This window comes from Stenotrophomonas sp. BIGb0135, from assembly GCF_024810105.1.
In the GTDB taxonomy this organism is placed as follows: Bacteria; Pseudomonadota; Gammaproteobacteria; order Xanthomonadales; family Xanthomonadaceae; genus Stenotrophomonas; species Stenotrophomonas maltophilia_AB.
Window position 1 is genome coordinate 233837 of the sequence record NZ_JANUDX010000003.1, and the last position, 14045, is coordinate 247881.

Genomic DNA, 14045 nt, shown 5'->3' on the forward strand with positions numbered 1-14045 from the left:
GTCAGACCCCCAGCATAGACCCGGCCACGCAGGCGCGGCCAACGTGCACCTGAACAAGGCGCACGCCGCGTGAATGCTTCAGCCGGCGCTTACCAGACCAGGTCGTCGGGCACCTGGAACTGCGCGTAGTAGGCGTCATCCTCGGCGTTGCCGGTGCTCGGCTCCACAGCGGGCTGCGCGTTGTCGAGCACGATCGCGCTGGCATCCCGTTCGCGCACCTTGTCCGCTGCCGCGCGCGGCAGCAGCTCGAACCCCTCGCCGAAGCGTGCGATCACCAGCGCACCGGAGGCCAACTGGCGCCGCAGCACCGCATTCACCAGCATCGTGCGGATCAGCGTGCCGTCGTTGAAGCGATACTCGCTCTCGCCTTCGCGCTTGACCTTGTTGGTCTCGATGATCTGCCGCACCTGCGCCTGCAGTTCCTGCGCGCGCGCCTTTTCCTTGCGCTCGGCTTCCAGCGCACGGTCGCGTTCAGCCTTCTCGGCACGCAGCCGCTCGGTCTCGCGCTGGCTTTCGCTGGGCGCCACCGGGGCCTTGCCGTGACGGGCCTTCACCTGCTCGCGCGCGGCCTGGGACACCTGGGACTTCTTGACCAGCCCAGCCTTGAGCAGCTGCTCCTGCAGCGGATTCGCCTTCGCCATTGCCTTGCATCTGTTGTTGCGGGATTGCGGGGGCCATCATACTGGTCCGCCCGCCCGGCCCCAACCGTCGCCCATGGCAGCCCTGAAGTACCTCGCCGGCTACCCCGAGGCCCTGCAACAGCAGGTCCGCGACCTGATCGCGGGCGACCGCCTCGGCCCCTGGCTGCAGCGCCGCTACGCCGACCTCCACACCGTGCGCAACGACCGACAACTGTACGACTACACCCAGGGCCTCAAAGAGCGCTACCTGCGCCAATCGGCCCCGCTGTCCAAGGTGATCTACGACAGCAGGCTGCAGGTCCTCAAACACGCGCTGGGCACCCACACCACGGTGTCGCGGGTCCAGGGCAGCAAGCTCAAGGCCAGCCGCGAAATCCGCATCGCCACCGTCTTCCGCGACGCGCCCGCCCCCTTCCTCAAAATGATCGTCGTGCACGAACTGGCCCACCTCAAGGAATCGGACCACAACAAGGCCTTCTACCAGCTCTGCACCCACATGGAAGCGGACTACCACCAGCTCGAATTCGACCTGCGCCTCTACCTCACCCACCTGGAAGGCAGCACCGACTGACGCAGGCGCCCCGCGCATCCGCCCCGTCGTTTCCAATGGCCACCGGCCCACCGGCCCACTGGCAGGCCCTGGCGTGGGTGCGTTCATCGCGCGTCCCACCCACGCACCCACACCTCGCATCCGACCTGCACCTCTTCCCCACCCACCTGGGGTCAGCGCCCACTGACGCAGGCGCCATGCACATCCGCCCCGTCGTTTCCAAGGTCCACCGCCCCGCGTTTCCAATGGCCACCGGCCCACTGTCAGGGCCTGGCGTGGGTGGGTTGGCGGGACCGTTTTGCGCCATGGATGGCGCAAAAAGAGCTTACATGGACGTACTTGCAGCGTGTCCCGCCAACCCACCCACGCCAGGCCAGCCCGCCACCCACCGCCCCCAAGGCTGTAGCTGTAGCTGTAGCTGTAGCTGTAGCTGTAGCTGTAGCTGTGTGGCTCTGGCTCAGGCTCAGGCTCTGGCTCCAATCCCCCACCTTCAGCCCATCACCTCCCCCCACCCAGTACACTCCCCGCCCGCACCCCGCTTTCCGCAGCCCACCCGATGACCGACCCGATCCGCCTCGACAAACGCCTCACCAGCCTCATCGGCTGCTCCCGTGGCGACGCCCAACGCTACATCGAAGGCGGCTGGGTCACCGTGGACGGCAACGTCGTCGAACAACCGCAGACGCTCGTCACCGACGAAACCATCGTCCTGCGCGAAAACGCCGAAGCCACCCGCGCCGAAACGGTCAGCATGCTCCTGCACAAACCGGCCGGCATGCGCGCCGACGAACTCTGCGCCCTCGTCACCCCGGACAGCCGCAGCGAACTGGACGCCACCGGCGTCACCCTCCTCCAGCGCCATTTCCACGCCCTCCAACTGGTCATGCCACTGGCCGACGAAGACAGCGGCCTGGTCGTGGTCAGCCAGGACGGCCGCATCGTCTCCCACCTCAAGGACCGTGGCGCCACCCTCGAACAGGAATACCTCGTCGAAGTCAGCGGCGAACTGGCGCCCTACGGCATGAAGCGCCTCGCCCACGGCCTCAGCTTCCGCAACTGGCCCCTGCCACCGTGCAAGGTCAGCTGGCAGAACGAAACCCGCCTGCGCTTCGCCATCAAACCGGTCCAGCCCGGCCAACTGCGCGACATGTGCCGCCAGGTCGGCCTGGAGGTCATCAGCGTCCGCCGCCTGCGCATCGGCCGCGTCGCCATGGGCAAACTTGCGCCGGGCCAGTGGCGCTATCTCGCCCCCGACGAGCGCTTCTGAGCCGCCCAGCGCGCCTGCACTCGCCGTGCAGGCCGGACCCGCTTAGCATCGCCGTATGACCACCCACACACCGCTCTGGCGCCGGCTCCTGCGCTGGCTGGCAATCGCACTGACCCTGCTCGTGCTGCTCGCCCTCAGCGGCCTGCTGCTGGCCGACCACCTCACCCCCCGTGCCCTCGGCCCACGCAGCAGCGTCCTCGCCCCGGGGGCCGAGCAGACCGCCATCGACCGCGAACTCGTTCGCCTGCAGGCCGAACACCCCGGCCAGACCGGCGTCGCCTTCCTCGCCGATGGCCTGGACGCATACGCCGCCCGCGCCGTCATCACCCGCCATGCCGGGCGCAGCCTGGACCTTCAGTACTACATCTGGCACGACGACCTCATCGGCCACCTCATGGCCCAGGAGCTGTACCAGGCCGCCGAACGCGGCGTACGCGTGCGCATCCTGCTCGATGACATGAATGCCCAGGACAAGGATGCCCTGATGATGGCGCTCGACGAGCATCCCAACATCGAGATCCGCCTCTACAACCCGTTCCGCAACCGCAACGGCCTGTGGCGCCTGGTGGAGATGGTGCAGCGCTTCTTCAGCGTCAACCATCGCATGCACAACAAGGCGTGGATCGCCGATGGCCGCGTCGCCATCGTCGGCGGCCGCAACATCGGCGAGGAATACTTCAGCGCCCGCCCGGACGTGAACTTCCGCGACCTCGACCTGCTGGTCGCCGGCACGGCCGTGGCCCAGGCCAACACCATCTTCGACGCGTACTGGAACAGCGACACCGCCGTGCCGATCTCGGCATTGGCGTTCTACACCCCGGCACAGCTGCGCCTGCTGGTGCGCGAGTCCGCGCACGAAGCCCGGCTGGACGCCGCCCAACCCTACCTGCGCCGGGTCGCGCAATCGGAGTCGGCGCGTTCGTACTACCGCGACACGGTCGACCTGCACTGGTCGGCCAACGTGGAGATCGCGTCCGACCCGCCGATGAAGCACCGCCGCGACGACCAGGCCGACTGGCTGGTCACCCGCCTGGTGCGCGAACTGCAGGCCACCCGGCACAAGGCATTGCTGATCTCCCCCTACTTCGTGCCCGGCGAGGAAGGCACCGCCGGCATGGCCGCGATGGTCCAGCGCGGCGCCACGGTGGCGGTGGTGACCAACTCCCTGGCCGCCAACGACGTGGCCGCCGTGCATGGCGGCTACATGCACTACCGCGCGCCGTTGCTGCGCAGCGGCGTGCACCTGTACGAACTGAAGGCCCACGGCCACACCGATGGCGGCGGCCTGTTCGGCAGCAGCGGCGCAAGCCTGCACACCAAAGCCTTCATGATCGATGATCGACGCGGCTTCGTCGGCTCCTTCAACCTCGACCCGCGCTCGGCCTATCTCAACACCGAGATGGGCGTGCTGTTCGACGACCCCTGGCTGGCCGCGCAACTGCGCAGCGAGTACCTGCGCCTGGCCGACCCCGGGCAAAGTTACTGGGTCACCCTGGACAGCCGGGGCCAGGTGCGCTGGCTGGACCGCGACGCGCAGCCGCCGGTGCTGCTCAACCGCGAGCCGGACGCCTCCTTCTGGTTGCGCGCCAGTGCCCGCGCGATCAGCTGGCTGCCCCTGGAATCGCAGTTGTAACCCCACCGTAGCGTCGTGCCACGCCATGCGTGGCCTCCATCAACCCTCGACCCGCTCGTCCGCGTCCAGGGTTTCCACTCCCCGCCCATGCAGGCGCCGCCAGATCCAGTGCAGCGCGTGCGCCGGCGTGGCGTGCTGCTGCTCCAGGATCGCCAGTGCCTGGGCCTGGCCGATCCGACCGTGCCGGCACAGCAGGCTGGCCGCTGCCGCCGCGCGCGCAAAACGCAGACTGGCCGACAACCCCGCCTGGGCGTTGTCGCCCTCGCGCAGCAATGCCTCGTGCACCGCCGGCGGCAGCTCCCACGCCGCCGCGATCCGGCTGGCCACCGGCAACGTCCAGGCGTCCAGCAGGTGCGCGGCCAGCGCGCGCGACGGCGCCGCGTCACCCTGCGCGGCGCAGACATCCAGCAGGTGGCGCATCACCAGCGCCGCCCCCAGGCCCTGGGTCAGCCCCAGCCACTGCGCGGCAAACGCATCGTCATGGGTGACCAACCGCGCATGGTCGGCCGCCGCGCGCGAGGCCAGCAGCGCGTGTTCCCAGATCACCGTGCCGAACTGCGGGAAGGCCACGCACTGCACCTGCATCACCGGCTGCACCAGCACCGCGCTGATGATCTGGCGGATGCCGTCGGTGCCGACCAGGGTTACCGCCCGCTGCAGGCTGTCCACCGGCTTGGCCTGCAGGCGATACACCGGGCTGTTGGCGATCCGCAGCAGGTTGCCGGTCAGCACCGGATCCTGGCCGATGATGGCCGCCATGGCACGCGCCGAGGCGTCGCTGTCGTTGACCGTCTGGATCAGCTGCGGCAACAGCTGCGGTCGCCGTGGCAGGTGCCGCGCCGACCAGTCGCGCTGCTCCAGCGCAGCCACCACCGCAGCCTGCAGCGCCGCCTCATCGGCGCACCCGCCGGCATCGTCCACGCCGCTGCGCGAGACCAGCGCCAGCGCATGCAGGCCCGATTGCAGGATGTCGCCCGTCGGGACCTCGACCTCGGTCGCCGCGGCCGCAGGCGCGATCCCGCGCGCGCCGGTCCCCGTCGCGGCCACGGCCCCGCCGCGGCCACGCCGGCGGGCGATGCCCACCCCCAGCGCGGCCGCCGCCAACAGTCCTGTCGCCATCACGATCACGGCCATCGTCATCAACGCCACCGTCCTGGCCGGCACCGTATTTGTCTTGTCGCCCCTGCACCCACGTCGTCCGTCCTGGCATTGCTGGTACTGCGCACCGTTGCCACGGCATCGGCGCCATCTTCAGCAACTTTAATGCCGCCTTCCCGCGGGTCCGTGGCAGGACGCCCCGGCAGGGTCGTTCCGGATGCTGACAACGCCCTCCGGCGGAATGCACTAGAATGGCGCCGCGCGACCCGTCACCCGATCAGACGAAGTCGCTTTTTTTGTTTTGCAACCCACCTTTTGCTGGTTCGTTCGCCGCTGTTCGCCACCGTTCGCACCATCGGAGCCACCATGTTATTTGAAACCCTCGAATCTTCCGGTCACGAACAAGTGGTGTTCTGCCACAACCGCGATGCCGGCCTGAGGGCGATCATCGCCATCCACAACACCACCCTCGGCCCGGCCTTGGGCGGCGTGCGCATGCGCCCCTACGCCAGCACCGACGATGCGCTGGCCGATGCGCTGCGACTGAGCCGCACCATGACCTACAAGAACGCACTGGCCGGGCTGAACGTGGGCGGTGGCAAGGCGGTGATCATCGGTGACCCGCGCCAGGACAAGAGCGAAGTGCTGTTCCGCGCGTTCGGGCGGTATGTGGATTCGCTCGGCGGCCGCTACATCACCGCCGAAGACGTCGGCACCGACGTCAACGACATGGAGAACATCTACCTGGAGAGCGAGTACGTCACCGGCGTGCACCAGGTCCATGGCGGCTCCGGCGATCCCGCCCCGTTCACCGCCTACGGCGCACTGCAGGCGCTGATGGCCTCCATGCAGCACAAGCTCGGCCACGAGGAAGTGGGCAAGGCCAGCATCGCGGTGCAGGGCCTGGGCCATATCGGCATGGAGCTGGTGAAGCTGCTGCGCGACCGGGGCGCCAAGCTGTTCGTCACCGATCTGGACAGTACGCGGGTCGAGCGCGCCGTCACCGAGTACGGCGCCGAGGCGGTCAAGCCGGACGATATCTACGATGTCAGCGCCGACGTGTTCGCGCCCTGCGCGCTGGAAGGGGCGATCAACCCGCAGACCCTGCCGCGGTTGAAGTGCAAGATCGTCTGCGGCACCGCCAACAACCAGTTGTCGAGCCTGGAGGTGGGCGATGAGCTGCACGCCCGCGGCATCCTGTATGCACCCGACTATGCGGTCAACGCCGGGGGCGTGATGAACGTATCGCTGGAGATCGACGGCTACAACCGCGAGCGCGCCATGCGCCTGATCCGCAGCATCTACCACAACCTGGGCAGGATCTTCGCGCTGTCCGAGCGCGAGGGCATCGCGCCGCAGCGCGCGGCCGACCAGATCGCCGAGACCCGGATCCAGTCGATCGGCAAGTTGAAGATGCCGCTGGGCCGCGCCACCCCGCGACTGGGAACCCTGCGCGGCAGCTGATCGCCGCCCGGCACGGCAATGAAAAAGGGCGCGAGGTGATCGCGCCCTTTTTCGTTCTCAACCCATGCCGCCGAGCCCGTGGGCACGGCGCCGATCCGGCCCCGCGCCCGCCAGCGCTCAGAATGCGGCCGAGTAGCGCAAGGCGACCTGACTGAGGTCACCGCGCGGGCCGAAGCGCTGGTCGTAGCCGAAGGCAACGCGGCTGTTGCGGGTCAGCCACGATTCCACCGACAGCCCGAACAGACCGCCAGAGCGCGCCGGTTGCAGGCCGGCCAGCGGTGCCCAGGCGTCGACGCCGACGAAGCTGGCGTCCTGGGCAAGGCCGGTGCTGGACAGCCGTTGCTGCCATTCGGCGTAACCGCGCAGCGACCAACTGCCCCACTGCCGCTCGGCACGCACGCCCGCCAGGGCCTGGCTGCGCGTGCTCAGGTTGCCTTCGGTACGCAGGCCGAAGCCGAGGCCGCCCTGTTCGGTGAAGCGGTCGTTGTCCACCCGCGCGTAATCCGCACCCAGGTACGGGGTAAGCGAGGATCGAGCGTCGCCGAAGCGGTAGCCGGTTTCCACGCTGGCCGCACTGAAGCTGCCGCCGTAGCGCGCATTGACACCGTACTGACCGGCACCCAGCAGCAGCTGGCGATCGATCTCACGATGGAACTGGCCGGCGCCCACCTGGCCCAGGGCATAGGCACGGCCCGCGTTCCAGCCGGCGTACAGCTGCGCCTGCGACTGGCGGTCACGGCCGCGGTCGCTGCCCCAGTCGCGGTTGTTGTGGGTACGGGTTTCGCCGAAGGCGAAGCCCAGCACGCCGTTGCTGTCGAAGGCCGCGTCCTGGCCCATCATCCAGCCGCGTGTCTCGGCGCCGCTGGCCGAGAAGCTGCCCTGCCCGACGTCGCCGAGCTGGCTCTGCCAGGCACCACGCAGACGCGGTGCGCCCTGCACCTGGCCAAAGCGTTCGGACAGCGCACGCCGGTTGAGGTCGATGCTGTCGAAGGTGGCGGCGGTGGCCAGCGCATGCGCCTTGCCGGACAAACTGTCCAGGCTGTCCTGCAGCGCCTGGTTGCCCTCGACGCGCTGCAGTTCGCCTGCACCGTCGGCGAAGCCGCTGCCCGCCAGGCCGCCGCGATCGAGCACCTCGAACGCAGATTCCACGCGTGCCGCGGAGGCCAACGCAGCACTGCCAAACCCGGCGTTGACGCTGGCCGACACCACGTTGATCTGGTCGGTGGTCAAGGTGACCGCGGTGCTGGTCTGCTGCAGCGACATCTGCAGCAGCGTGGCCTGGGTGAGGCTGTGGGTGACCCCGGCGAACTGCCCGCTGATCTGGCCGGCCTGCAGCACCGTCTGGGTCCGCCCGGCCGCCGGCACGTAGCCGGCGAGGATGCTGCTGACGTGCACGTTGCCCGCCAGCGCCGCGGTGCCGGTGACATTGAGCGGGCTGCCGCCCAGCGCGATCATCAGCTGCGCACCGGCGCGCTGGGTGTAATTGCCGTCGATGGTGGCGGTGGTATTGGCGTCGCGCAGGATCACGCTGCCGCCGTTGTCGACGTTGCCCTTGACCCGCCCGTCGCCGGACAGGAACTGCAGCGCGGACGCGTTCGGGCCGTTGGCGTTGGCCACCACGGTCACGTTGGAGGTCAGCGAGCCGCCGCTGCGCAGCGCGATGGTGCCCTGCTCGATGCGGGTCTCGCCGGTGTAGGTGTTGGTGCCGGACAGGCCGAGCGCGCCGACGCCCTGCTTGATCAGGCCGCCGCTACCGCTGATGTTGTTGCTCCACACCGAGTTGAGCGAGGTCTGGTTGACGTTGACGGTGGTGTTGCCCCAGTCGAACCGGGCCGGCCCGTTGATCGCCTTGGCGATGTTGAGCAGGCCGTAGCCGAAGGTGCTGTCCACGCCGGCCGGGCCAAGATCGGTGGCGGTGCCGAGCAGGGTCTGGCGCACCAGGTCGTTGCTGAAGTACGGGTACTTCTGCCACACCAGCGCGGCAGCGCCGGAGACCAGCGGCGCGGCGAAGGAGGTGCCGTAGTTCCACAGGTACTTCGGCGTGCCGCTGGTGTAGGCCGGGTCCACGTAGACCGCCGCACCGGGCGCGGCCAGGCAGTAACGCGCGGCCACGCCGCACGCGTTGGCGTAGGTGGCCAGCTTGCTCGGGTCGGTCGAATCCACCGCGGTGACGCTCAACCAGCCACGTTCCAGATCGGCCGCCGGCAGCGTGCCGTTCGGGCCGGCCTGGCTCGGCAGTGCAGCCATGCTGGACGGGTTGGGCTTGCTCTCGTTGCCGGTGGCGAACACCACCAGCCCGCCGTTGCTCAGGATGAAGGGACGGTATTCCTGCGCGATCGGCGCGGTCGCCGCCGTGTTGGTCCAGTACAGGCCGCCCCAGGAGTTGTTCATCACCTTCACGCCCTGGCTGATCAGGTCCTGGTGGACCCCGGCCAGACCCAGCGCGCCGTTGACTTCATTGCCGTTGCCGCTGCCGTCGTCGGTCGGCCGGGTGTCGGCGATGATGCGTGCGGACACGATCTGCGCCCCCGGCGCGATGCCGCCGGGCCAGGAACCCACCGCCTTGCCGGCGGCCAGTTCGGCCACCGCGGTGCCATGGCCGACCACGTCGTCCACGTTGAGGTTGTTGGTGCGCGCATCCACATAGCTGTAATTGGCCAGCACCCGGCCGGCCAGCGCCGGATGGTTGCGCATCACGCCCGAGTCGACCACGCCGATGCGCACGCCGGTGCCATCCAGCCCGGCCGTGCGCGCCGCGCCCGCCTGGGTGATGGTGAGATGCGCGTCGAACGCCGGCTCGGCCGGCTTGGGCGGCGTCGGGGTGGTCGGGGGAGGCGTGGTTGGCGGCGTCGTCGGTGGCGGATCGACCCGCACGTTGTTGCCACCGCCACCACCGCCGCAGGCGCCCAGCGCCGCAGCCAATGCAGTGACCAGAAGAGTCCGCCCCACTACTGCCTTGTTCATCCTTGCATCCCCATTGACGTATGAAATCTCCCGCCCGGTCGGTCCTCCTGGACCTGACCGGCGGCAAGTGCCATGCCTGCGTAGCTGGCCGGTGCAGCGCAGTGTGCCGGGAAAAGCCCGTGTCGCCAATGGCACGCCGTCCCACTAATGGGAACGGCCAGGCGGCGGCGCTCCCCATCGACACCGGTGGAAAACCGCGACCCCCTATACTGGGCCACCCCACGCAGTCTGCCGGGACGCGCATTGGGCCTCGAGGCCCGCGCGCCCATTTCGTATATCGCTCACGCACCAACGAGATTGCCATGTCCAACATCGTCATCGCCGCCGCCAAACGCACCGCCATCGGGTCCTTCCTGGGCCAGTTCAACGGTGTCCCCACCCCTACCCTGGGCGCCGCCGCGATCGCCGCGGCACTGCAGCAGTCCGGGGTGCCGGCTGCGGATGTCTCCGAAGTGATCATGGGCTGCGTGCTGCCGGCCAACCTCGGCCAGGCGCCGGCCCGCCAGGCGGCCATCGCCGCCGGGATCCCGCTGGCCACCGGCGCGACCACGCTCAACAAGGTGTGCGGCTCGGGCATGAAGGCGATCATGCTCGGCCATGACCTGATCAAGGCCGGCTCGGCCAGCATCGTGGTGGCCGGCGGCATGGAGTCGATGTCCAATGCGCCGCACATGCTCCCCAACTCGCGCACCGGCAACCGCTTCGGCAATTTCCAGGCGGTCGACCACATGGCCCACGACGGCCTGGTCAACGCCTACGACGGCAAGGCCATGGGCGAATTCGCCGAAAGCGCGGTGGAGAAGTACCAGGTCAGCCGCGAGGAGCAGGACGCCTTCGCCATCGAATCGGTGCGCCGCGCGCAGGCCGCGCAGGCCAGCGGGGCGTTCGACGATGAAATCGTCGCGGTGAAGGTGTCCACCCGCAAGGGCGAGGTCGAATTTGCGCAGGACGAGCAGCCGGGTCGTTCGGACGTCGCCAAGATCCCGACCCTGCGCCCGGCCTTCAAGAAGGACGGCACCGTCACCGCCGCCAGCTCCTCCAGCATCTCCGACGGCGCCGCCGCCGTGGTCCTGCTGGCCGAGGAGGACGCGGCCGCGCGTGGCCTGCAGCCGCTGGCCCGGATCGTGGCCCACGCTACCCATTCGCAGGCGCCGGAGTGGTTCACCACCGCCCCGATCGGCGCGCTGCACAAACTGCTGGAAAAAACCGGCTGGAGCATCGACCAGGTCGACCTGTTCGAGATCAACGAAGCCTTCGCGGTGGTGGCCATGGCCCCGATCCGCGAACTGGGCATCCCGCACGAGAAGGTCAACGTGAATGGCGGCGCCTGCGCATTGGGGCATCCGATCGGGGCTTCGGGCGCGCGGCTGGTGGTCACCCTGGTGAACGCCTTGCGCAAGCGCGGCGGAAAGCGCGGCATCGCTACGCTCTGCATTGGCGGCGGCGAAGCAACGGCCATTGCCATCGAATTGATTTGATTGGATTTAACGCGCATTTCGCAAAAATGAATGCGCGATCGCTTGACAGCCAATCTTGGCTTGTCATCATGTTGCCGGGCGCGCAATAGCGCGTTGCCTAATCTAACGACGAGGATTCACACAAATGAGCATCAACAAGCTGCTGATCGCGATGGCCCTGGGCCTGGCTCTGACCGCCTGCTCCAAGCAGGAACAGGCTGCTGACGCTGCTGCTTCGGCCAACGAAGCTGCCGCCGACGCCCAGGTCGCTGCCGACCAGGCCGCTGCTGCTGGCGCCCAGACCGCCGACGCTGCCCAGGCTGCCGCCGACACCGCCACCACCGCTGCTGACGCTTCGGCCGATGCCGCTGCCCAGGCTGCTGGCGCTGCCACCGACGCTGCTGCCGGCAACGCTGCCGACGCTGCCAAGGCCGGTGAAGCCACCGCCGAGCAGGCCAAGGACGCTGCTGAAGAAGCCAAGAAGTAATCACTTCTTTCTTCAAGCAAGTCTGAAGAAGCCGCTGGTTCGCCAGCGGCTTTTTCTTTGGGCGCGTCGGGCGGACGCGTACCGACCCACGGTCTCTCCCTACGCCATCTGCCCCCAACGGCCTGCCCCGGCCCCCGTTCGTTCAGGCGCGGCGGCGGTGCCCACCGGGTCTTCACGACGGCATGAATACGCTGGCCTCCCCTACGATTCCCGTATTGGAGACCGCCATGACCATCCGTCCGCTGACCACTTCCCTGCTGGCTGCCTCCCTGCTGCTCGGCCTGGCCGCCTGCAAGGGCCCGGAAGCCGAACAGGCCCGCCAGGACGCCGCGCAGGCCGCCGACAGCGCCAACGCCGCTGCGCGCGAGGCGGTCGACCAGGCCGCTGCCTCCACCCGCAATGCCGCCGATGACGCCGCCGCCGCCTCCGAGCGTGCCGCGGCCGATACCCAGCAGGCGCTCGACCGCGCCGCCGCCGCCACGTCGGAAGCTGCCGGCGAGGCCAAGACCGCGGCCAAGGATGCGGGCGCCCACGCCAGCGATGCCACCGCCGATGCCGCGCAGAAGGTGGCCGACAAGGCCCGCGACGTGGCCGATGAGGCCAAGAAAAACGCCGACGAAGCCAAGCACTGAGTCATCGCCGGCGCAGCACCCGAACGCCCCTTCGCAGGAAGGGGCGTTTTTTTTGGTGTGCCCCGTCCGCGGGAACGTGGCTGGCAGGTCACCGCCGGCGTGCGGGGCGGGACCGGCTCACGGCAGCGCGCGCGTCAGTACCGCGGCGACATCCAGGTCATCCGGCAATGTGCCGAAGGCCATCGCATGGTCACCGCCCAGACGCGAGCGGATGAAGGCCGCTGCATTCGGGCTGTCGGCGCGCAGCAGGACGGCCGCCTGCAACAGCAGCGCCAACTGCTCGGTGACGCGGCGCGCCTGCGCTTCCGCCGGCGTCGCCGCCAGCATCGCGCGCAGAGCCTGCAGCGCCGCGTCATAGATCGGATCGCGACCGCCGACATTGCCCAGCTCGGCCTCCAGCACCGGCAGCACCTGCGCATCGCGCGACAGCGCGCGCAGCACGTCCAGGCACTGGATGTTGCCACTGCCTTCCCAGATCGAATTCAACGGCGCCTGCCGATACAGCCGCGGCAGTATCGATTCCTCCACGTAGCCCGCACCGCCCAGGCATTCCTGCGCCTCGTTGACGAACACCGCTGCGCGTTTGCACAGCCAGTATTTTCCAACCGCGGTGGCGACGCGCGCGAACGCCGCTTCATCCGCATCGGTGCCGGCGCGGTCCACCGCGCGCGCCACGCGCAGGGCGAAGGTCGTGGCCGCTTCGGATTCGATCGCCAGGTCGGCCAGCACGTTGGCCATCAGCGCGTGGTCGCACAGGCGTTTGCCGAATGCCTGCCGGTGACGGGTGTGGTGCAGCGCCTGGGCCAGTGCCATGCGCATCTCCGCCGCCGCACCCAGCATGCAATCCAGGCGGGTCATCATCACCATGCCGATGATGGTGGACACCCCGCGCCCTTCCTCGCCGACCAGGCGCGCCCAGGCACCGCACAGCTCCACTTCGCTGGAGGCGTTGGACCAGTCGCCCAGCTTGTCCTTCAGCCGCATCAACCGGAACGCGTTGCGGTTGCCGTCTTCGAGTCGCCGCGGCATCAGGAAGCAGCTCAGCCCACCGGGCGCCTGCGCGAGCACCAGGAAACCATCGGACATCGGCGCGGAGAAAAACCACTTGTGCCCGATCAGCTGGTAGCTCCCGTCAGCCTGCGGCTCGGCACGGGTGGTGTTGGCGCGCACGTCCGAGCCCCCCTGCTTCTCGGTCATGCCCATGCCCAGGGTGATGCCGTGCTTGTCGGCGATCGGCACGTCGCGCGGATCGTAGTGCGGCGCCGACGCCTTGTCGGCCCACTCGGCCAATTCCGGGTGCTGGCGCAGCACCGCCACCGCCGCGTGGGTCATGGTCAGCGGGCAACTGGTGCCCGCCTCGGCCTGGTGGTGCAGGTAGCTCAATGCCGCGCGCGCCACGTGCGCGCCCGGGCTGCCGTCGTACCAGGACAGGCCGGCCACGCCGTGGCTCTTGGCCGCGTCCATCAGCCGGTGGTAGGCCGGATGGAATTCCACCGTATCGATGCGATGGCCCTGCGCGTCGTGGGTACGCAGCCGTGGCCGATCGCGGTTGGCATCGAAGCCAAGCTGGTACAGCAGATCACCGGCCAGCCCGCCGTACTGCGCCAGGCGCGCAACGAACTCGGCGCCCCCTTCGCGCTGCACCGCCGCCACCAGGGCCACGTCATCGGCCCACAGGTTGCGACCGGCGAACGGGGGTGGCTGGTTGAATACCGCGTGGGTGTCGAAGGCGGTCGGTTCGGACGTCATCGCAGCGGCCTCCTGGCCTGGGGTTGAGTCGATTCTGCCGCATTGCCGCGCCACTCGCCGTTCAGGCGGATTCTCACCTCCTGCACGAGCGCGGCGGCACAGT

General features: G+C 69.0%; 11 protein-coding genes. 7 read left to right on the forward strand and 4 right to left on the reverse strand.

The genetic code is table 11. The annotated features are described in order from the left end of the window. Positions 1-89 precede the first annotated feature (89 nt). Entirely contained in the window at positions 90-641 is a 552-nt protein-coding gene (locus M2421_RS08860; RefSeq protein ID WP_259206023.1) for a DUF2058 domain-containing protein, read from the reverse strand. 73 nt (positions 642-714) lie between these two features. On the opposite strand from M2421_RS08860, the gene M2421_RS08865 reads away from it, so the two are divergent. The 3 genes from M2421_RS08865 to M2421_RS08875 all read left to right on the forward strand — a co-directional run bounded on the left by M2421_RS08865 (position 715) and on the right by M2421_RS08875 (position 4091). Next, entirely contained in the window at positions 715-1212 is a 498-nt protein-coding gene (locus tag M2421_RS08865) for a M48 family metallopeptidase (RefSeq protein ID WP_259206025.1), read from the forward strand. Positions 1213-1747: 535 nt separating this feature from the next. Continuing rightward, positions 1748-2458 (forward strand): rRNA pseudouridine synthase, encoded by a 711-nt coding sequence (locus M2421_RS08870; protein WP_259206026.1) that lies wholly within the window; start codon positions 1748-1750, stop codon positions 2456-2458. Between the two features lie 55 nt (positions 2459-2513). Further along, a complete protein-coding gene (locus M2421_RS08875; protein ID WP_259206027.1) occupies positions 2514-4091 on the forward strand; it encodes a phospholipase D family protein in 1578 nt (525 codons plus the stop codon). A 39-nt stretch (positions 4092-4130) separates the two neighbouring features. On the opposite strand, the gene M2421_RS08880 is transcribed toward M2421_RS08875, so the two are convergent. Beyond that, positions 4131-5231 (reverse strand): HDOD domain-containing protein, encoded by a 1101-nt coding sequence (locus M2421_RS08880; RefSeq protein WP_259206028.1) that lies wholly within the window; start codon positions 5229-5231, stop codon positions 4131-4133. A gap of 324 nt (positions 5232-5555) precedes the next feature. On the opposite strand from M2421_RS08880, the gene M2421_RS08885 reads away from it, so the two are divergent. Further along, positions 5556-6653, forward strand: coding sequence for a Glu/Leu/Phe/Val dehydrogenase dimerization domain-containing protein (locus M2421_RS08885; protein WP_259206029.1), 1098 nt, complete (start codon positions 5556-5558; stop codon positions 6651-6653). 117 nt (positions 6654-6770) lie between these two features. On the opposite strand, the gene M2421_RS08890 is transcribed toward M2421_RS08885, so the two are convergent. Next, positions 6771-9617 (reverse strand): autotransporter serine protease, encoded by a 2847-nt coding sequence (locus M2421_RS08890; protein ID WP_259206031.1) that lies wholly within the window; start codon positions 9615-9617, stop codon positions 6771-6773. 302 nt (positions 9618-9919) lie between these two features. Between M2421_RS08890 and M2421_RS08895 the strand changes: the two genes are divergently transcribed. The 3 genes from M2421_RS08895 to M2421_RS08905 all read left to right on the forward strand — a co-directional run bounded on the left by M2421_RS08895 (position 9920) and on the right by M2421_RS08905 (position 12193). Continuing rightward, complete coding sequence (locus M2421_RS08895; RefSeq protein ID WP_259206033.1) at positions 9920-11095, forward strand: thiolase family protein; 1176 nt, start codon at positions 9920-9922, stop codon at positions 11093-11095. 124 nt (positions 11096-11219) lie between these two features. Further along, positions 11220-11561, forward strand: coding sequence for a hypothetical protein (locus M2421_RS08900; RefSeq protein WP_259206034.1), 342 nt, complete (start codon positions 11220-11222; stop codon positions 11559-11561). Positions 11562-11788: 227 nt separating this feature from the next. Next, positions 11789-12193, forward strand: a complete 405-nt coding sequence (locus M2421_RS08905) for a hypothetical protein (RefSeq protein ID WP_259206035.1) — start codon at positions 11789-11791, stop codon at positions 12191-12193. Positions 12194-12310: 117 nt separating this feature from the next. Here the strand turns inward: M2421_RS08905 and M2421_RS08910 are convergent, their stop codons facing one another. Next, complete coding sequence (locus M2421_RS08910) at positions 12311-13942, reverse strand: isovaleryl-CoA dehydrogenase (RefSeq protein WP_259206038.1); 1632 nt, start codon at positions 13940-13942, stop codon at positions 12311-12313. Positions 13943-14045 lie beyond the last annotated feature (103 nt).

Bases quoted from the DNA above. Each gene is read 5' to 3' on its own strand.
- M2421_RS08875 (WP_259206027.1), top strand. From the start codon at position 2,514: ATGACCACCCACACACCGCTCTGGCGCCGGCTCCTGCGCTGGCTGGCA.
- M2421_RS08860 (WP_259206023.1), bottom strand. From the start codon at position 641: ATGGCGAAGGCGAATCCGCTGCAGGAGCAGCTGCTCAAGGCTGGGCTG.
- M2421_RS08895 (WP_259206033.1), top strand. From the start codon at position 9,920: ATGTCCAACATCGTCATCGCCGCCGCCAAACGCACCGCCATCGGGTCC.
- M2421_RS08865 (WP_259206025.1), top strand. From the start codon at position 715: ATGGCAGCCCTGAAGTACCTCGCCGGCTACCCCGAGGCCCTGCAACAG.
- M2421_RS08885 (WP_259206029.1), top strand. From the start codon at position 5,556: ATGTTATTTGAAACCCTCGAATCTTCCGGTCACGAACAAGTGGTGTTC.
- M2421_RS08890 (WP_259206031.1), bottom strand. From the start codon at position 9,617: ATGAACAAGGCAGTAGTGGGGCGGACTCTTCTGGTCACTGCATTGGCT.
- M2421_RS08910 (WP_259206038.1), bottom strand. From the start codon at position 13,942: ATGACGTCCGAACCGACCGCCTTCGACACCCACGCGGTATTCAACCAG.
- M2421_RS08870 (WP_259206026.1), top strand. From the start codon at position 1,748: ATGACCGACCCGATCCGCCTCGACAAACGCCTCACCAGCCTCATCGGC.
- M2421_RS08905 (WP_259206035.1), top strand. From the start codon at position 11,789: ATGACCATCCGTCCGCTGACCACTTCCCTGCTGGCTGCCTCCCTGCTG.
- M2421_RS08880 (WP_259206028.1), bottom strand. From the start codon at position 5,231: ATGACGATGGCCGTGATCGTGATGGCGACAGGACTGTTGGCGGCGGCC.
- M2421_RS08900 (WP_259206034.1), top strand. From the start codon at position 11,220: ATGAGCATCAACAAGCTGCTGATCGCGATGGCCCTGGGCCTGGCTCTG.